16 protein-coding genes and 1 tRNA gene are annotated in these 17,627 nt (G+C 68.7%); 3 read left to right on the plus strand and 14 right to left on the minus strand.

From position 1 onward, the window contains the following. Position 1: 1 nt before the first annotated feature. The 4 genes from frr to rpsB all read right to left on the minus strand — a co-directional run bounded on the left by frr (position 2) and on the right by rpsB (position 3,571). Complete coding sequence (frr, locus tag IEX49_RS01720; protein ID WP_188803576.1) at positions 2 to 559, minus strand: ribosome recycling factor; 558 nt, start codon at positions 557 to 559, stop codon at positions 2 to 4. A 97-nt stretch (positions 560 to 656) separates the two neighbouring features. Continuing rightward, positions 657 to 1,475 carry a UMP kinase gene (pyrH, locus tag IEX49_RS01725; RefSeq protein ID WP_229672083.1) on the minus strand — a complete coding sequence of 273 codons (819 nt, stop codon included), beginning with the start codon at positions 1,473 to 1,475 and terminating at the stop codon, positions 657 to 659. A 180-nt stretch (positions 1,476 to 1,655) separates the two neighbouring features. Further along, a complete protein-coding gene (gene tsf, locus IEX49_RS01730) occupies positions 1,656 to 2,492 on the minus strand; it encodes a translation elongation factor Ts (RefSeq protein WP_188803578.1) in 837 nt (278 codons plus the stop codon). 125 nt (positions 2,493 to 2,617) lie between these two features. Further along, a complete protein-coding gene (rpsB, locus tag IEX49_RS01735) occupies positions 2,618 to 3,571 on the minus strand; it encodes a 30S ribosomal protein S2 (protein WP_188803580.1) in 954 nt (317 codons plus the stop codon). A gap of 439 nt (positions 3,572 to 4,010) precedes the next feature. Between rpsB and IEX49_RS01740 the strand changes: the two genes are divergently transcribed. After that, entirely contained in the window at positions 4,011 to 4,706 is a 696-nt protein-coding gene (locus tag IEX49_RS01740) for a M23 family metallopeptidase (RefSeq protein ID WP_188803581.1), read from the plus strand. 33 nt (positions 4,707 to 4,739) lie between these two features. Here the strand turns inward: IEX49_RS01740 and IEX49_RS01745 are convergent, their stop codons facing one another. Continuing rightward, positions 4,740 to 5,888 (minus strand): glycosyltransferase, encoded by a 1,149-nt coding sequence (locus tag IEX49_RS01745; protein WP_188804186.1) that lies wholly within the window; start codon positions 5,886 to 5,888, stop codon positions 4,740 to 4,742. Positions 5,889 to 6,249: 361 nt separating this feature from the next. Between IEX49_RS01745 and IEX49_RS01750 the strand changes: the two genes are divergently transcribed. Then, positions 6,250 to 7,419: an S-layer homology domain-containing protein gene (locus tag IEX49_RS01750; RefSeq protein ID WP_188803583.1), complete on the plus strand. Its 1,170-nt coding sequence runs from the start codon at positions 6,250 to 6,252 to the stop codon at positions 7,417 to 7,419. An 88-nt stretch (positions 7,420 to 7,507) separates the two neighbouring features. Here IEX49_RS01750 and IEX49_RS01755 read toward each other — a convergent pair whose 3' ends face one another. From IEX49_RS01755 to IEX49_RS01795, 9 genes are all read right to left on the minus strand, one after another. Continuing rightward, complete coding sequence (locus tag IEX49_RS01755; protein WP_188803585.1) at positions 7,508 to 8,089, minus strand: hypothetical protein; 582 nt, start codon at positions 8,087 to 8,089, stop codon at positions 7,508 to 7,510. Between the two features lie 116 nt (positions 8,090 to 8,205). Beyond that, positions 8,206 to 8,279 (minus strand) — tRNA-Ile (locus IEX49_RS01760). A gap of 37 nt (positions 8,280 to 8,316) precedes the next feature. Next, positions 8,317 to 9,819: a lipase maturation factor family protein gene (locus IEX49_RS01765; RefSeq protein ID WP_229672084.1), complete on the minus strand. Its 1,503-nt coding sequence runs from the start codon at positions 9,817 to 9,819 to the stop codon at positions 8,317 to 8,319. Positions 9,820 to 9,829: 10 nt separating this feature from the next. Further along, entirely contained in the window at positions 9,830 to 11,029 is a 1,200-nt protein-coding gene (locus tag IEX49_RS01770; protein ID WP_188803587.1) for a glycosyltransferase, read from the minus strand. 54 nt (positions 11,030 to 11,083) lie between these two features. After that, the gene (locus IEX49_RS01775; protein ID WP_188803589.1) at positions 11,084 to 11,998 is read right to left on the minus strand and encodes a DMT family transporter; all 915 of its coding nucleotides are present in this window, start codon (positions 11,996 to 11,998) and stop codon (positions 11,084 to 11,086) included. Beyond that, the gene (locus tag IEX49_RS01780) at positions 11,995 to 12,639 is read right to left on the minus strand and encodes a CDP-alcohol phosphatidyltransferase family protein (RefSeq protein WP_188803591.1); all 645 of its coding nucleotides are present in this window, start codon (positions 12,637 to 12,639) and stop codon (positions 11,995 to 11,997) included. The genes IEX49_RS01775 and IEX49_RS01780 overlap by 4 nt, the downstream gene beginning before the upstream one ends. Positions 12,640 to 12,668: 29 nt before the next feature. Beyond that, positions 12,669 to 13,559 (minus strand): phage holin family protein, encoded by an 891-nt coding sequence (locus tag IEX49_RS01785; RefSeq protein WP_188803592.1) that lies wholly within the window; start codon positions 13,557 to 13,559, stop codon positions 12,669 to 12,671. 228 nt (positions 13,560 to 13,787) lie between these two features. Next, complete coding sequence (locus tag IEX49_RS01790; protein WP_188803595.1) at positions 13,788 to 14,300, minus strand: ferritin; 513 nt, start codon at positions 14,298 to 14,300, stop codon at positions 13,788 to 13,790. A 120-nt stretch (positions 14,301 to 14,420) separates the two neighbouring features. Then, the gene (locus IEX49_RS01795) at positions 14,421 to 15,644 is read right to left on the minus strand and encodes an MFS transporter (protein ID WP_188803596.1); all 1,224 of its coding nucleotides are present in this window, start codon (positions 15,642 to 15,644) and stop codon (positions 14,421 to 14,423) included. A 331-nt stretch (positions 15,645 to 15,975) separates the two neighbouring features. Here IEX49_RS01795 and IEX49_RS01800 point away from each other — a divergent pair, with 331 nt between their 5' ends. Beyond that, positions 15,976 to 17,613: an ATP-binding cassette domain-containing protein gene (locus tag IEX49_RS01800; protein WP_188804190.1), complete on the plus strand. Its 1,638-nt coding sequence runs from the start codon at positions 15,976 to 15,978 to the stop codon at positions 17,611 to 17,613. The last annotated feature ends 14 nt before the right edge of the window (positions 17,614 to 17,627 follow it).

Raw genomic sequence — 17,627 nt, forward strand, 5'->3', positions numbered from 1 at the left:
CTCAGACCTCGAGGAGTTCCGTTTCCTTACGCTTGGCCATCTCGTCGATCTCGTCCGTGAACCGACGGGTCATGGCGTCGAGTTCCTTCTCGGCGCGTGCCCCTTCGTCCTCGCCGACGTCCCCGTCCTTGACCATCTTGTCCAGGGTCTCCTTGGTCTTGCGGCGGGTGTTGCGCAGGGAGACCTTGTGGTCCTCGGCCTTGGTCTTGATGAGCTTGACGTACTCCTTGCGGCGTTCCTCGGTCAGCTCGGGCATGACCACGCGGATGACCTTGCCGTCGTTGGACGGGTTCGCGCCGACCTCGGAGTCCGAGAGGGCCTTCTCGATGTTGCGCAGTGCGGACACGTCGAACGGCGTGATCAGCAGGGTGCGGGCGTCGGTGGTGGTGAAGGAGGCGAGCTGCTGGAGCGGCGTGTAGGAGCCGTAGTAGTCCACCATGACCTTGGAGTAGAGCCCGGGGTTCGCCCGGCCGGTGCGGACCGAGCCGAAGTCCTCGCGGGTGGCCTCGATCGTCTTCTCCATCTGCTCGGTGGCAGCCTGAAGGGTTTCCTGCGTCACGTTGTCTCCTGGGTTCTGGTGCGGTTGTGGTCAATCCTAGGACACCCGCTCGTGCGGCGGTCCCAGGTGGGCGGTCCGGACGGACCGGCGGTGCAGGTCAGAGGGTGACGGTGGTGCCGATCCTCTCACCCAGCAGGGCCTGGGTGACGTTGCCCTGACCCTCCATGCCGAACACCATCATGGACAGGCCGTTGTCCTTGCACATGGTCATCGCGGTCTGGTCCATCACCCGGATGTCGTTCAGCAGCGCCTCATCATAGGTGAGGTGCTCATACTTCCGTGCCGAGGGGTCCTTCTTCGGATCTGCGGTGTAGACGCCGTCCACGCCGGACTTGGCCATGAGCACCTCGTCGGCACCGATCTCCAGGGCACGCTGAGCAGCCACGGTGTCCGTGGAGAAGTACGGCAGGCCGGTGCCGGCCCCGAAGATCACCACGCGGCCCTTCTGCATGTGACGGATGGCGCGCAGCGGGATGTACGGCTCGGCGACCTGTTCCATGTGGATGGCGGACTGGACGCGGGTGGACACACCGGCCTGCTCCAGGAAGTCCTGCAGAGCCAGGCAGTTCATGACGGTGCCGAGCATGCCCATGTAGTCGGCACGCCGGCGGTCCATGCCGTTCTCGGAGAGCTCGGCTCCGCGGAAGAAGTTTCCGCCACCGACGACGATGGCGATCTCGACCTCCCCCCGGGCATCGGCGATCTGCTCGGCCATGCCGCGTACCGTGTCCGGATCCACGCCGACCTTGCCGCCTCCGAAGACCTCGCCGGAGAGCTTGAGCAGCACCCGGCGCTTCCCGGTCCGGCCGGGATTGCCTCGGGTGTCACCGGCCTGGGCCTGCTGCAGGTCCCGGGATTCGTTGAAGGACGTGGCGTCGCGGATGTCCGGTGTGGTTCGCTGGTCGGTGCTCTCCATGGGCTGGCCTCCTGGGCTCATCGGGACTGGCGGTGGTGGCGGTGCACCACGTGAGGGGGTTCGTCGGGCAGAGCAAAGGGGGTGGCCATCCATGTTGGATGACCACCCCCTTTTCAGACTCATCCGCTGCGCGGTCGGTCCGATCCTACCGCGTGGGCGGGGGCCCGCCGTGCGGGTCGGTCAGTTGCCGACGCGGAAGCGGGCGAAACCGGCGACGGCGGTGCCGGCGTCGGTCAGGACCTTGCCGACGGTCTGCTTCGGATCCTTGGCGAACGGCTGGTCCACAAGCACGATCTCCTTGAAGAAGCCGGTCAGGCGCCCCTCCACGATCTTGGCCATGGCCTGCTCCGGCTTGCCCTCGGCGCGGGCCGTCTCGTCGGCGATGCGACGTTCGTTCTCGACGGTCTCGGCCGGCACGTCCTCGCGGGACAGGTAGGTCGGGGCGAAGGCGGCGGTGTGCACGGCGACGTCGTGAGCGGCGGTCTGCGCAGCCTCGGTGTCGGCATCCACGGCCAACAGCACGCCCACCTGGGCGGGAAGGTCCTTGGAGGTCTTGTGCAGGTAGGCGTCCACGAAGGCACCTTCCACGCGGGCGATGCGGCGGACGACGACCTTCTCGCCGAGGACAGCGCCCTCGTCGACGACGTGCTCGCCCAGGGTGCGGCCGTTGAACTCGGAGGCCAGCAGGGCCTCGAGGTCGGCTGCACCGGTGGAGACGGCCTGCTCGAGGACGACGTTGCCCAGCTCGATGAACTTCTCGTTCTTGGCGACGAAGTCGGTCTCGCAGTTGACCTCGATCATGACGCCGGTGCCGTCCTTGACGACGGCGGCGACCAGGCCCTCGACGGCCGCACGGCCTTCGCGCTTGGTGGCGCCCTTGAGGCCCTTCACGCGGATGATCTCGATCGCCTTGTCGCTGTCGCCATTGGCCTCGTCGAGCGCCTTCTTGACGTCCATCATTCCGGCGCCGGTGCGCTCGCGCAGGGCCTTGATGTCAGCTGCGGTGTAGTTCGCCATGCGTGGTACCCATCCTTACCTGTAGCGGGATTGTCCCGAAGTGGTGTTGTGGTGCTTGGTTCTGGTGCCCGGACCTGGTCCGGGCAGACACCGGCCGGCCCCGTGTGGGGCCGGCCGGTGGTGGATCACTTGGCCTCGGGGGCCTGCGCTGCCGGTGCCTCGGTGCCCTCGGCAGCCTCGGCCACCTCGGAGGCGTCCGCCGAAGCCGGAACGTCCTGTGCGGCCTCGACATCGGCCTGGGCGGCCTGCTCGCCCTGCGGAGAGGACATGCCGCCCGTGGCGGGGCCGGCCTCCGGAGCGGCGGCCTGCTCGGCCTGGTGCTGCTCGAGGAGCTCGCGCTCCCACTCGGCCATCGGCTCTTCGGCGGCCTGGCCGCCGGACTTGCCCTGGTTGCGGGCGATGAGGCCCTCGGCCACGGCGTCGGCCACCACGCGGGTCAGCAGGTTGACGGAGCGGATCGCGTCATCGTTGCCCGGGATCGGGTAGGTGACCTCGTCGGGATCGCAGTTGGTGTCCAGGATGGCGACCACCGGGATGCCCAGCTTCTGGGCCTCGTCCACGGCGAGGTGCTCCTTCTTGGTGTCCACGATCCAGACCGCAGAGGGGGTCCGGGTCATGTTGCGGATACCGCCGAGGTTGGACTCCAGCTTGGTCAGCTCACGCTGCAGCAGGAGGAGTTCCTTCTTGGTGTGGCCGGAACCGGCAACGTCCTCGAAGTCGATCTCCTCGAGCTCCTTCATGCGCTGCACGCGCTTGGAGACCGTGGCGAAGTTGGTGAGCATGCCGCCGAGCCAACGGTGGTTGACGTAGGGCATGCCCACGCGGGTGGCCTGCTCGGCGATGGCTTCCTGACCCTGCTTCTTGGTGCCGACGAAGAGGATGGTGCCACCGTGGGCCACCGTCTCCTTGACGAACTCGAAGGCCCGGTCGATGTAGGACAGGGACTGCTGCAGGTCGATGATGTAGATGCCGTTGCGCTCGGTGAAGATGAAGCGCTTCATCTTGGGGTTCCAGCGGCGGGTCTGGTGTCCGAAGTGGACGCCGGAGTCCAGCAGCTGGCGCATGGTGACGACAGGCATGTCGCTCCTTGTATGTTGTCGGTTGACGACCGTTCCGTGGTGGTCCGGTCCCTGGCATGTCCTGCGGGCGAACCCGGCATTCCCGACGCTGACCCGTGGCACCCGCTCAGCGGGCGTCCGGGACCGATGGTGGGAACCTGCCGCACCCCTGGGGGGCCGGCATCAGTCATACGCGTAGTCAGCGGCGCACTCCGCACGTCATCGCTGACGGCAAGGGCACACAACTGCTGGCCCAATCTTACCCCAGCCGAATCCATGCTCCGAACCGGCCGGCTTCCGGCCTGCCCTGCTGCGTCAGCCGTTCCGCCCCGTGGCTCCTCCCGGTTCCTGGTCTCTTGGGCGGCCTCCGCTCCTCCACAGGGAACCTGTCTGGCGTACTCATCCACCAGCAGACCGTTCCCGCCCCCCACGCACGACGCCGGCGCCCCAGTCTGGAGTCATGTCACCTTGGTCCTTGCCCACCCTTCCCGCCGACGGCGGCGGTCGATTCCCGCTGGTGCTGCGCCTGCTCGGCCTGGCGACCCTGGGGTTGGCAGCCCCGGCCGCCGTCCCGCCGATCACGGCGGCAGCACCCGTGGCGTCCTCGTCGCAGGTCACCACGGCGACCGAAGTGACGAGCGGCTGGGTGCCGCCCACCTCGGGCGCGGTCCTGCGGGCCTTCGATCCTCCCCCGGAACCGTGGGCGGCCGGCCACCGCGGCGTGGACTGGGAGGCGACGGTGGACGAGGTGGTGGCCCCCGGGGCCGGGACGGTGCGCTTCGCCGGACCGGTGGCAGGGCGGCCCGTCATCACGCTCGCCCACGCCAACGGCATGCTCTCGAGCCTGGAACCGGTCACGGCCGCGGAGCACTGGTCCGTCGGTGACCGCGTGGAAGCCGGAGAACTGCTGGGCACCGTGGGTCCGGGCCGGAGTGAAGGGGACGACACCGGCGGAGAGGACGGCGGAGAGAACGGCGGCACCGTGGCCTCGGAGGCAGAGCACTGCCCCCAGCGTTGCGTGCACTGGGGTGTGCGCATCCCGGATGGCTGGGTGGTCGACGGCGCGGCCTGGGACCGCTACCTCGATCCGCTGGTGCTGCTGGGCTGGTCCGGACCGTCGATCCTGTGGCCACTCGAGGGCGGCCCGCCCCGGTAGGGGCGGCCCGGCGGAACGCACCGGCAGGGGCAGCTAGGCGGAGCGGGACCGCCGCCCGGCGATGTCCCGGGCCAGGTCCACGAGCGCTCGTGCGGAGGCATCCCAGCTGAACAGGCCGGCACGCTCGGCCGCCGCCCGGGAAGCCGCGGCGAAGACCGCAGGATCCTCCAGCTCACGGACCCGGGCGGCCATCTCGGCCGGCGAGGTGTCCGCCGGGTGAGCGGCCGCTCCGCCACCGGGAGCGGAAGGCCCGAGGCGCACGAACCGTGCGGCGCCGCCGTCGGGCCCGCCGATCTCCCGGAAGATCTCCGCATCCGAGACCACCACCGGGGTTCCCTGCGCCATGGCCTCGGCGAGGGGCAGGCCATAGCCCTCCGCCCGGGAGAGGATCACGAGGGCGGTGGCCGAGCGCAGCAGCTCAACATAGTCCTCGTCCGTGGTGCCGTGGTGGAAGACCACCGCGTCCTCCCGGACGCCGGCGGCACGGGCCACGGCCGTGAGTTCGCCCTCCCGGACGGCAGTGATCTTGGAGAGCAAGTGCAGCCGGTAACCGGGCAGGTGGGCCATGGCCCGGATGAGGGTCTGGACGTTCTTGTAGTCCATGAAGGAGCCCATGTAGACCAGCGACCGCTCCGGGGCCTGCTCGGGATCACGGGGCCGGTCCACCGGTTGGGGCGCGTTGCCGATGATGCGGATCTCACGCCGGGTGAGCCGGTGACGCCTCATCAGCGTGCGGGTGGTCTCGGAGACGGTGGCCACGGCATCGGCCCGGTCCAGGACCAGCCGTTGGGGCCAATACGCCAGGTGGAAGGCCCGCCAGAGCAGTTTGACCGGCCCGGGCATGTCCCCCGGCGGGGTGCGGTGCTGGTAGTAGATCAGGTCATGCAGGGTCAGGATCAGGCCGTAGTCCCGGCCGGCGGAGCCCATGGTCTGCATGGGCGAGAAGACGATGTCCGGCCGGTACGGATTGAGCTGCCGGGCCAGGAACGGTTCGGCAGGGGAGGTCGGGTCCGTGACCTTCACCCAGGGCAGGCCTGCCGGCAACATGTCCAGCTGCGCCTCGTCCGAGATGATCATCGTGACCTCGACCGCCGGCGCGAGGCGGGCGGCCGCGGCAATGAGGCTGGCACCGTAGCGCGAGATGCCGTCATGGAATCCGATCCGCGTGTAGCGGGCGTCCATGAACAGACGGACGGGGCGTTGTTGCGGGACGCCCGTGGCACGGGCTGCTGAGGGGACCTGAGGGGTCTCGGGAGTCTCGGGGGCTGGCACGGTTCCACGGTACCGGGCAACAGGACCCTGGTTTGCGAGGCGCCTGAGGCACATGTCTCCGGTGAATCGTGGGATTTCGAGGTGTCAGTTCCATAACAGTGCGATATCCTGACTCCTGGCCCGATGTCATTCGGGCGGGTAGCTCCTGACCCGCCGGTGGGCCGCCGCCCCCGCGCCTCTTTCCCTGGACTGTCCCTGGCCTTTCCTAGGACACGGCTAGTCCGGCGTGGGACCTGTCATGCTCGTGATTCGCACCTTGAAGGGGACCACTGTGTCTTCATCCGCTCGCCCCACCGTCCCGTCTTTCCGCACGCAACGACCCTTCCGGCACCGCGTTGCAGCCTTCATCGGTGCGACGGCCCTGGTGGCCTCCGCCGCCACCGCCGGCGTGGCGGCGGACGTGATGACGGCGCCCCCGGCGGCAGCCGCCCAGTGCTCCTCATCCAATTTCTCCGACGTCAAGAAGACCAACAAGACGTACTACTCCGCCGTGACCTGGGTGTACTGCAACGGGATCGCCACGGGCTACACCAATGGCAGTTTTGGCCTGTACCAGAACATCACCCGCGCGGAGATGGCCACCTTCCTCTTCCGCCAGGTCACCCCGAAGTACATCCAAAACGGGAAAAAGTACTTCACTGACGTGCCCGCAACGGGACAGTACTATTCCGGTCCGATCACCTGGATGGCCCAGGCGGGTGTGTCCACCGGTAATGCCGATCGCTCCTTCGGCGTGACCAAGGACATCACCCGTGGCCAGATGGCGGCCTTCATCTACCGACTGGCGGGGGCCACGAAGAAGGGCCCGAACTACTCCCCCTTCGCGGACATGCGTTGGTCCACGTCCTTCTACCATGAGGCCAGTTGGCTGCAGGAGAACGGCATCGCCCGGGGCTACGCCGACGGCACCTTCAAACCGCAGCAGAGCATCACGCGCGGCGAGACCGCCATCATGCTCCAGAAGGCCCACCGCTTCATCGCCCACCGGGGTGACGTCAGCACCCCCGCCGTCAGCCCGTTGCCGAACCAGGCGGAGATGCCCTCCACCACCGCCCCGTCCTGGACCTCGAAGGTCGTCACCTGGGCCACCGCCAAGGCGAAGGACCCCCGTGCGCAGTATCAGTGGGGCGGCAACGGTCCCTGGGAGTACGACTGCTCAGGCTTCACCGTGGACGCCTTCAAGGCCGCCGGACGGTCACTCCCCCGCACCGCGCGGGCTCAGCACGGCGCCGCCACGTCCTATGTGCCCGTCTCCCAGGCGAAACCCGGCGATCTGGTCTATTGGTCCAGCAATGGCTCCGGCACCGGGGTCTATCACATCGCCGTGGTGCTCGGCGGAGGCAAGATCGCCCACGCCCGCAACGAGAAAGAGGGCCTGTCCATCACCAACATCAACTACAGCCCGTACAACATGCTCCCGCAGGCCGGCCGCTACTACTGAAAGAGCGCCGGCGGGTTCGGTTGCCCGAGCCCGCCGGCGCTCTGTCCGTGGTGGTCAGCTGACCATGACTGTTCGTTGAAGGTGCAGGTCAGTCGATCGTGCTGCCGGAGCAGGACACGGTGCTGGTGCCACTCTGGGAGGAGACGGTCTCACCGTTGACGATGATCTCGCAGGTCAGTTCCTGGTCCTCGCCGAGGATGTCCCCGCTGACCATCAGGCTCGGGATGTCGAAGCCGGTGACGTTGAGGGATTCGGTCCACTCGCCCTCGAACTCCGCGGTGGACTGTCCGCTGACGGATCCGTAGGAGACGGTGGCCGCACCGGCGGAGACCGTGGCCCGGTACTCGATGGCGTTCTCCTGGTTCATCTGCCGGTCCATCTCGCTGACGAAGACGCCCGCGACGATGGTGACGATGACTCCGACCACCAGGGCGACCGCGCCGAGGATCAGACCGGTGATGGCCATGCCGCGCGCCCGGTTCTTCAGGACGAGACCGATGATGCCCAGGACGACGGCCACAACGGCCACGATGATGCCGACGATCGGGATCAGGGACAGCAGGATGGCGATGATGCCGACGACGAGTGCCGCAATGCCGACGCCGTTGGTCCGGCGTGCCGGGGGCATGGGCCCTGCCGGCGGATAGGGGGCTGGCTGTTCGTAGCTCACGTGGTTTCCCTCTTTCATGATGATGCGAGCGCTGACGATGACGGGTCAGTGCGGTCGGAAATGGACGCCGCCGAGTGGATCGGCGTCTTCTTCGGTATCCGAAGTGCGGTGATGAGTAGGGCGTGCGGGACTTGAACCCGCGACCCAGGGATTATGAGTCCCCTGCTCTGACCAACTGAGCTAACGCCCCTCGGCGCACGGCCGTGCCGGGCGCGCAAGTGTCCATCCTAGCGGGCGGCGAGGGGACCGATGACGATCCGGCCGTCGTCGCGCATCCAGTACTGGCCGGTCTCGCGGCGCTCCGCGCGCGTGGCAAAGCGGTAGCGGAAGGACCTCACGCGGATGAACCGCGGCAGCCGGCCGGCGCAGGGATCCCGGCGCAGCAACCCCAGCACGGCCGGGTCCGCCACGAGGAGCCGGGCCAGCAGGGTGTGGAACCAGCGCTGGTGGAGACCACTGAGCGGAAGTAACCACATCATCCAGTCCAGCCGCAGGTGATAGGGCGCCCATTGCCGTGGCCGACGCCGCACATCGCCGGGCTTTCCCTTGAACTCGTAGGGCTGCCAGTCCGCCTCGTCCTCCGGCGGATGGTCTCCGAAACCTGCCTCGGTGGCCTCGATGATGATCTCGATGCGCTGCCGGGTCACCGAGCCGAAGGCCCCATAGGCGTTGCCCAGCTGCCATCGATTGAAGGAGGCGTTCATCAGCTGGCGGCGGGAGAACAGGTTCCGCAGGGCCGGCACGGACGCCACGATCAGGGCCACCGATCCGGCGAGGACGATCACGGTCCAGTACACGGGGACGCCGGTGGCAGACCCGCCGCTCGCGTTCCCGGCCTCCAGCGCGGCGTCTGCGCCCAGGTCCGCCGGCAGGGCCGGGATGAGGCGGTGCAGCACCGAGTCCCCGAGCGCAGCGGAGGCTAGGATGATCGTGGCCCAGTTCAGCCAGGCGAAATTGCCGGTCGCGACGAGCCAGAGCTGGGTCAGGATGATTGCTCCGGCGCCGATCGAGGCCACAGGCTGGGGCAGGAAAAGCAGGAACGGCACCCCGAGCTGGGCCACGTGGTTGCCGACCACCTCGCAGCGGTGCCACCATGGGGGCTTGAGGTGCGCCTGCCGGCTGAACGGATTCGGCATCGGCTGCGTCTGGTGGTGGTAGTCCAGTGCGGTGAGGTCCCGCCATTCGGGGCCGCCGCGCATCTTGATCATCCCCGCCCCGAATTCGAGGCGGAACACCAGCCAGACGACAAGGATCAGCACCGGTGCCGGCGGCGGCACCTGCTGGGAGCCGAGGAGGCCCACCGTGAATCCGGCCTCGAGCAGCAGCATCTCCCAGCCGAAGCCGTAGAACACCTGCCCGATGTTCACCACGGACAGGTACAACCCGTACAGCCCCAGGAACAGCGCGAGCGGCAGCCACGGCGACCCGGCCTGCGGGATCCCCGCCACCAGGAGCGCGGAGACCGCCATCCCGACGACGGCCAGCATCACCAGCCGACGGTCGCTGTAGCCCCAGCGGCGGAAGAGGGTGGGCCCACGTTGACGTCCGGCTTCCAGCAACTCCGGGGCCGGCAGCAGGCCTCGCTCCCCCAGCAGGGGACGGAACTGGTTCAGCGTGGACAGGAACGCGACGAGATACAGGGCCGCGACCCCGCGTTGCAGGATCTCCCGCGCCCATTCTCCGTCAGGGGCCGCGAGCCAGACCGGCAGGATCTCGGTGAACCACTCCACGCGGCCGATCCTAGAGCAGTGCGCGGACCTCTTCAGCGGTTGCTCCGCGGTAGAGCATCTCGAACAGGTCGATCGTCTTCTCCTGGGAGTGCTGGACCGCGCGGTCGTGGGAGGAAGCCCCCATCCGCGCCCGCTCCTGATCACTGGCCGTCAGCACGGCGGCCAGCTTCTCCGCCAGGTCCTGCGGGTCGCCCGGGGTGAACAGGTAGCCGTTGTCACCATCGGAGACCAGGTGCGGCAGCGCCAGTGCATCGGCCAGGACGACGGGTCGGGAGGCGCTCATGGCTTCGAGGGAGACCAACGACTGCAGTTCGGCCGTACCGGGCTGGCAGAAGACATCTGCCCTCAGGTAGACCCGGTGCAGTTCGGCATCACTGACGTGGCCGAGGAAATGCACCCGGTCTTGGAGCCCCAGCTCGTCCACGAGGCCGCGCAGGGCGGTGCGCTGTTCGCCGTCGCCCACGATCTCCAGGTGGGCACCCACCGTGGAGGCCAACACGCCGATGGCGCGGATGAGCACATCCACGTTCTTCTCCACCGCGAGGCGGCCCACGAACAGGACCGTCGGGTGCTCCCGGCGCTCGACCGTCTCCCCCGGGGCCAACTCGTACGCGGAGGAGTCGATGCCGTTGGAGATCGGCAGCACGTAGTCCAGGCCCGCGTTCTCGGTCATGGTCTTGGCCGCCAGCGCCGTGGGCGTGGTGACGGCGGCGGTCTTGCGCATCAGGCGGCCCATGTCCCGCCAGGAGTTCTTGGAGACGATATCCAGGAACCACTGCGGGAACGGCAGGAAGGGTTCCAAGTTCTCCGGCATGAAGTGGTTGGTGGCGATGGTGCGGATGCGCCGCTTCTCCGCCTCCTTGATGGCGGCCTCACCGATCATGTAGTGGCATTGCACATGCACCACGTCCGGGCGGATCTCATCCAGCAGGGCCCCGATGGACTGGCTGGCATGGCGGCGGAACACGAGCCGGTAGTACTCGTGGGTGGGCGCGGCCACGGACTGCAGGCGGTGGACGGTGGCCTCGTCGTTGTACTGGACGGAGTCGGGTCCGGACTCGTTGCGAGCGGCGACCACGTGGACCTCGTGACCCCGCGCATGCAGGGCCCGGGCCAGTCGATAGCAGAAGACGGAGGCTCCGTTGACATCCGGCGGGTAGGTGTCCGCCGCGATGAGGACCTTCAGTTTGCGGTCGGTTGCTGCCGTCACGGGCAAGGGGCTCCTGTCTGGTGGGGTGCCGGTGCCGCACGGAACCGGACCGTTCTAGTCCTCGGCCGGCGCGCTGGCCGCACGGCGACGTTGTTCGCGGCGCTTGATCACGTCCGGGTGATGACGTGACAAGGCGACGACTCCGAGCGTAGCAATGGCGGCCGCCACGACCATGCACAAACCCACCCACCAGGGCAGATTCGGTTGAAGTTCACCCAACACGATGACGCCGGTGAGGACACCGACCATCGGGTCGACCACCGTCAGGCCGGCGACCACGAGGTCCGGCGGGCCGTACCGATGCGCCATCTGGACGAAATAGACGCCCAGGAGCCCGGCCAGGGCCATGATGCCCAGCTGATACCAGGGAATGCCGAGCAGGCCGCCGGCATCACCGCGAAGCAGGTGGATCGAGGCCAGGCGGACGAAGACCGCCACGAAGCCGAACAGCACGCCGGCCCCGAGGATGAACAGGAAGGCGCTGGGCCGGCGTCGGGACATCACCGCCACGAGGGCGAAGACGGCCGTGGCGGTGAGCGCGACGATCGCCGTGAGGTGTTCCTGCCGCAGCGTGGGCGCCGGGTTCTCCTCCGTGGCGATGAAGGCGATCAGAACGAATCCCGCTGAGCCGGCCACACACGCGGTAATGGCCCATATCGTGACGCGGTTGAGCTTCAGGCGCTGGATCCGGGCGTTGAGCACCGTGGTGATCACCACGGCGATGGCACCGATCGGCTGCACCACCGTCAGCGGGGCGGTGGCCAGGGCGTAGACGTTGAGAATGATCCCGAGGATCATCAGGGCGCCGCCGGCCAGCCACACGGGGGAAGCGAAGAGCGTCAGGAATCCGGACCGGGGATGGATGCGGAGGTGGGCCTCGTGGCGGCGGACACCGACGGACTGGCGTTCACTGCCCAGGGCCAGGCAACAGGCAGCCACCAGGGCCGCCAGGATGGAGAGCCATTTCATGCGAGGGACCAGCTGGCCCGGTCCCGGGGGTCGATGCCCCGTTTCCGGAGTTCGCGGTGCTTGCGCACGCAGCCGGCCAGGTAGTCCCCGGCGGCCCAGATGTGGCCGGCACAGCCGAGCCCCAGCAGGATGGTGGCGGCCACCGTGAGCGCGTCCTCGGCCAGCCCGGGCACCTGGCCCAGCAGCAGCAACGGCGTGCCCACGAGCAACAGCGCCGTGCGGATCTTGCCGAGGGGGGTCACCTCGAGTTCAGGGCTGCCCCCGAACAGGATGAGGGCGGTGATCCCCAGGATCAGGTCCGGGGCCAGGACGCTGACCACGAGCCACAGGGGGGCGATGCCGGCGAGCACCAGGGTGACCACGATGACCATGAGGGACAGCCGGTCCGCCATCGGATCGAGCCACTGGCCCACCGTGGAGATCTGATTGAAGCGGCGGGCGATGTAGCCGTCCACCCAGTCAGTGCAGGAGAGCACCGCGAGCACGATGAAGGCGGCCAGGTACTGCTGCGTGAAGACCAGCCAGACGAAGAACGGGACCAGGCAGAACCGCGCGACTGTGATGACATTCGGGACGGTCCAGAACCGGTCCGTGACCACGTAGTCGATATCGTCCCGGGTGCCCGCACCGATCAAACGCATGGAGTGGCTTGCGCCCGCCGTGGGCGCGGCTACTTCTTGAGCTGGCGGGCGAACACGGCGACGGCGGTGGTCGCGGCACCGAGCATCGCCAGGGGCTGCCACCGGTCCTTCACGAAGTCACCGGCGTCGTTGGCCTTCTGGCCCGCCCGCGCGCCGGTGTGGTGCGGAGCGGTCGGCGAGGTCGGATCCTGCTCGGTGGAACCGGCGCCGGACGCATCGCCCTTGAACTGGGAGGTGAAGGCAGAGAACTGGGACTTGAGGTCCGTCTTCTCCTCCAGACCCGAGCGGATGTCACCCAGGTGCTGACGCCGCAGCTGGGTGCGGCGGCGCAACTCGGCGTAGGACGGGCTCTGGACGGTGGCGTGCTGCGGGGCCTCTCCACGCTTCCGGGCGGCCTTGTCCTCTGCGGCCGCGGCCTTGCGACGCTCGGCGTCCCGGGCGGCGGCGACCTTCTTCTCCTCGGCCTTCTGGGCCTCGAGGCGGTCGAACTCCGCCGGGTCGAAGGCGTTGCCCTCCTTGAGGTACCCCAGGTCATACTTCACGCCCTGAATGGTCTCCGCGGGCACCAGCGGCATGGCCGCCTTCACGCGGAAGAGGCCGATCAGGAGGAAGATCAGGGCGACGAGGAGCGCGCCGGCCGCCACCATGAGCGCGGAGAACCAGATGGGCCGTTCCTGGGCGAAACCACCGATCATCGCGACGATCAGTGCCACCACCATGATGAACAGGAACACCAGGCCGACGACGGCGAGGCCGATACCGATCCCGGCGGTGATCGCCTTCTTGCCCATCTGGCTCTTGACCATGGCCAGCTCATCCTTGAGCTGCAGGGGAAGCAGACGCCCCGCCGTGGTCACCAGGTCGGGCAACGAGCTGGAGCGGGTCTGGTCCGTCACGCGGGGAGAACTCTGGTTGGCCATGTGAGTGTGCCTTCCCTGTGGTCTACGACTGGAATTCGGTGCTGTCCCGGACCGGTCCGGGCAGGTCAAACCTACCACCGACCGTCCTTTCCCAGAGATCGCCCCCGGACCGTCACTTGACAGTTCAAGCTACGCGAGTAGGGTCGAGCTGAAGCCGGCGCCCTCTCTCCCCCTGATGAGCGGCGCCGGCTTCCTCGATCTCCGGCCGGGTCTCCCCGGGGGCGGACATCAGGCCTCGGTGGTCCCCACGGAACGCGAGCCCAGCTCGGCGTCCAGGCGCAACAGGCCGGCGCCGTCATTGCCGATGAGCTTGATGCGGCCGATGATCTCACTGACCGTGGCCTCTTCCTCGATCTGCTCGTCCACGAACCAGTTCAGCAGCGGGCGGGAGTCCAGGTCGCCGGCGGCCTCGGTCTCCCGGTACAGGTCACGGATGGCGTTGGAGACCTTGATCTCGTTGGCCAGGGACTCCTCGAAGATCTCCAGCGGGCTCAGGCCAGCCCGCACCACGGGGGCGTTGATAGCGCCGATCTCGGCATGGTTTCCGCGGTCCACCACGTGGTCGATGAACTTGTTGGCGTGGACGATCTCCTCGTCCGCCTGGTGGCGCAGCCACGAGCCGAACCCGGTCAGGTCCTGCTCGTCCGCCTCGATGGCCAGCTGGCGGTAGGCCAGGGAGGACTCGAACTCGAGGGTGATCTGTTCGTTGAACTTCTTCACAAGGTCTTCTGAGATCTTCATGGGACCACAGTAGAACCGCACGAGCGCCTTGTCACCGAAGGAAAGGCTCTGCTAAAGAAGGGAAGGCTGGGCTCACTCGCAGTTCCAAGGCTCCGACGCGCGGACGCGGCTCAGGACCGGTCAGAACCGGGCCGCCGGGGAACTGACGCGATAGCTCAGGACCAGCTGCAGGGCGGAGACGGCCATCACCACCATGATGGCGGCGGCCCAGTCCCCCAGCAGCCCGTTCATCAGGCCCAGGCCGAAGGGGCCGATGGCGGCTCCCAGGTATCCCAGTGACTGGGCGAGCGTGGACAGTGCCGTGGTCTCGGCCGGGGTCTCCCCGCTGCGGCTGATCAGGAGCATGAGCAGCGGGAACACGCAGAAGCCGAGCCCCATGAGGATCGAGGTTCCGATGACCCAGTCCACCGGCGCCAGCAGCAGGACCACATAACCGGCCAGGGATGCGCCGCAGGTGATCATGAACGCCGTGCGCAACAGCCAGGGCCGGCCGGCGAGCGTGAGCAGCACCATCATCGTGGGGATGCCGACCAGCTGCATCAGGCCCAGCATGAGCCCGGCCGTGGTGGCGTCCAGCCCCCGGGAGATGAGGATGTGCGGGTACCAGCCGAGGACCCCGTACGCCAGGAACGCCTGAGCGGCGAACAGTGCCGTGAACAGCTGGCCCTTGCGTGTCCTCAGCAGCCCCCACGGCGAGACGTAGGGCACGTCCCGGCGTGCGGCCCAATCCCCGGACAGCCGGCTGCGCACCGCCAGGGGGACGAACACCGCCAGCGCGACAGCGGCCGGGACCGCCCAGGCGGCGAGACCTGCGGTGGGCGAACCCAGTCCGCGGGCCACGGGGACGGCGAGGGCTGCCGCCGAGGTGGCGCCGATCGTCATGGACACCGTGTACATCCCCGTCATCGTGGCGGCCCTGGCCCCGTGGTGCTGGCGGATATAGGTGGGCATCGCCACGTTGCAGACGGCCAGGCCGCACATGCCGATCACGGTGCCGACCAGCAGCAGGGCGGTGGACTCGAAGACACGCAGGACCAGTCCCCCGGTGAGCAGCGCCAGGGCCAGCGCGATGGCCGGCTCCAGCCCGCACCGGCGCACCAGCCAGGAGGTGCCCGCGCCAGCCACCGCGAAGCACAGCACCGGGATGGTCGGCAGCAGAGAGGCGATGAGCGGCCCGTAGCCGAGCAGGTTCTGCAGGTCCTCGAACAACGGCCCGGCCGAGGCGATCCCGGCCCGCAGGTTCAGGCCGATCAGCACGACGGCGAGCACGGACACCAGCGCGGCGCGGTTCCGCTGGCCGGCCGGTCCGGAGGGTTCGGTTGGCCCTCCGGGCGTGCTCGTCATGGCTTGAGACTAGTCCAGCCCCAGGGAGTGCAGCGGTCTACAACGGGCGGGCACAGACGAGAACAGGCGAGAACGGACAAGAACCGACCAGAACAGACGAGCACTGATTAGAATGGCCCGCATGGTTCACACCAGCATCGCGATGATCAGGATACGTCCCGGCCGCTGACGGCGGCCCGGTGAGACACCCCATTATCAACTGATCCACCCCCGACCGCCGTCCCGGTTCCTGCCGGGCGGCCTCGTGGCGTGCCCGGCTCCCTGACGAGTCGAAAGAACCACCGTGAACCCACGTTTCCCTGAACACCCTTCCTCCCCCGCCGACCTCCGCATGGAGACGACGCTTCCCGCGGGCTCGGCCGCTCATCTGCGCGCGGACGGCCTCTGCGTCGTCCGCGGCGGCCGGCGGATCCTCCGTGACGCCCGCGTCACCATCTCCGTCCGTTCCCGCCTCGCCATCGTCGGCGAGAACGGCCGCGGCAAGAGCACCCTGCTGCGCGTCCTCGCCGGAACCCTGAGGCCCGACGCCGGCTCGGTCACCCGGGTGGGCACGCTCGGCGTGGCCGAGCAGACCCTCGATGCAGGCCCCGGCCAGACCGTGGGCACGCTCGTGGGCGAGGCCATCGGGGCCTCACAACGGGCTCTGACAGCCCTGGACGCTGCTGCGGACGCCCTGGCCCGGGGCTCGACCGGTGCGGACGATGACTATGCGGCCGCACTGGAGACGGCCACCGTCCTCGACGCCTGGGACGCCGAACGCCGGGTGGACATGGCGCTGGCGGCGTTGGACGCCGTGACGGACCGGTCCCGCCTGCTCGCGGAGTTGTCTGTGGGGCAGCGGTACCGGGTCCGGCTGGCCTGCGTGCTCGGTGCGCGGTACGACACGCTGCTGCTGGACGAGCCGACCAATCACCTCGATGCCGGCAGCCTGGACTTCCTGACCGCGAGTCTGCGCGAACATCCCGGCGGACTGGCTCTGGTCTCCCACGACCGGACCCTGTTGCGGGATGTGGCGGAGGAGTTCCTCGACCTGGACCCGAGCGTGGACGGACGGCCCACCCTCTACGCCGGAGGCTATGACGGCTGGCAATCGGGGCGGAACGCCGCCCGTGAACGCTGGGTGCAGGCTCATGAGACCCAACGGGCCGAGCACCACCGCCTGGCCGAGGCCGCCGACGCGGCGCGGGACCTGCTGGAATCCGCGTGGCGGCCGGACAAGGGGCATGGCAAGCACCAACGCCAGAGCCGGGCACCCGGCGTCGTGCAGGCCGTGAAGCGGCGCCAGGCGGACCTGGAGGCACACCGCATCTCCGTGCCGGAACCACCGGCGCAGCTGACCTTTCCGGATCTGGCGGTTCGGGCCGGACAGCCGTTGATGCACTGCAGCGGGGTGACGGTGGCCGGCCGGCTGAGGCGGCCGGTGGATCTGCGGCTGACCGGAGGTGAGCGCCTGCTCGTGACCGGGCCCAACGGGGCGGGCAAATCCACCCTGTTGGAGGTGCTGGCCGGCGGGATCGCACCGGATGCCGGCGAAGTGCGTCACTCCCCTGAGGCCCGGATCGCGCTGGTCGGCCAGGAGCCCCCGGTCTGGCCGACGCGGATGCTCGCCCACGAGCTGTACCGGGACCATGTGCACCGGCTGCTCGCGGCCGATACCCGCTCTGAGGAGGATTTGGTGCCTCTGGGAGCCACCGGGCTGCTGGACACAGAGGCACTGCGTACCCCGGTCGGCGCCCTGTCCGCGGGGCAGCGGAGCCGGCTGCACCTGGCCCTGCGGCTGGCGGAGCGCCCGGATCTGCTGCTTCTGGACGAGCCCAGCAACCACCTGTCCGCACCGGTGGTGGACGCCCTCACCGAGGCACTGCTGGTCACCCGGGCGGCCGTCGTCGTCGCGACGCACGACCGGCAGCTGCTGCGGGACCTGGCCGCCTGGTCCCGACTGGAGTTGGAGGGACCCGACGGCGGGTGATGTCTCCTGAGAGG

Origin of the sequence: Citricoccus zhacaiensis (assembly GCF_014645315.1) — a bacterium.
GTDB lineage: Bacteria > Actinomycetota > Actinomycetes > Actinomycetales > Micrococcaceae > Citricoccus > Citricoccus zhacaiensis.

Excerpts from the sequence above, each read along its gene's own strand:
- IEX49_RS01740 (WP_188803581.1), top strand. The coding sequence starts at position 4,011 with ATGTCACCTTGGTCCTTGCCCACCCTTCCCGCCGACGGCGGCGGTCGA.
- IEX49_RS01775 (WP_188803589.1), bottom strand. The coding sequence starts at position 11,998 with ATGAAATGGCTCTCCATCCTGGCGGCCCTGGTGGCTGCCTGTTGCCTG.
- IEX49_RS01800 (WP_188804190.1), top strand. The coding sequence starts at position 15,976 with ATGGAGACGACGCTTCCCGCGGGCTCGGCCGCTCATCTGCGCGCGGAC.
- IEX49_RS01785 (WP_188803592.1), bottom strand. The coding sequence starts at position 13,559 with ATGGCCAACCAGAGTTCTCCCCGCGTGACGGACCAGACCCGCTCCAGC.
- rpsB (WP_188803580.1), bottom strand. The coding sequence starts at position 3,571 with ATGCCTGTCGTCACCATGCGCCAGCTGCTGGACTCCGGCGTCCACTTC.
- IEX49_RS01745 (WP_188804186.1), bottom strand. The coding sequence starts at position 5,888 with ATGGACGCCCGCTACACGCGGATCGGATTCCATGACGGCATCTCGCGC.
- tsf (WP_188803578.1), bottom strand. The coding sequence starts at position 2,492 with ATGGCGAACTACACCGCAGCTGACATCAAGGCCCTGCGCGAGCGCACC.
- IEX49_RS01790 (WP_188803595.1), bottom strand. The coding sequence starts at position 14,300 with ATGAAGATCTCAGAAGACCTTGTGAAGAAGTTCAACGAACAGATCACC.
- pyrH (WP_229672083.1), bottom strand. The coding sequence starts at position 1,475 with ATGGAGAGCACCGACCAGCGAACCACACCGGACATCCGCGACGCCACG.
- IEX49_RS01780 (WP_188803591.1), bottom strand. The coding sequence starts at position 12,639 with ATGCGTTTGATCGGTGCGGGCACCCGGGACGATATCGACTACGTGGTC.
- IEX49_RS01795 (WP_188803596.1), bottom strand. The coding sequence starts at position 15,644 with ATGACGAGCACGCCCGGAGGGCCAACCGAACCCTCCGGACCGGCCGGC.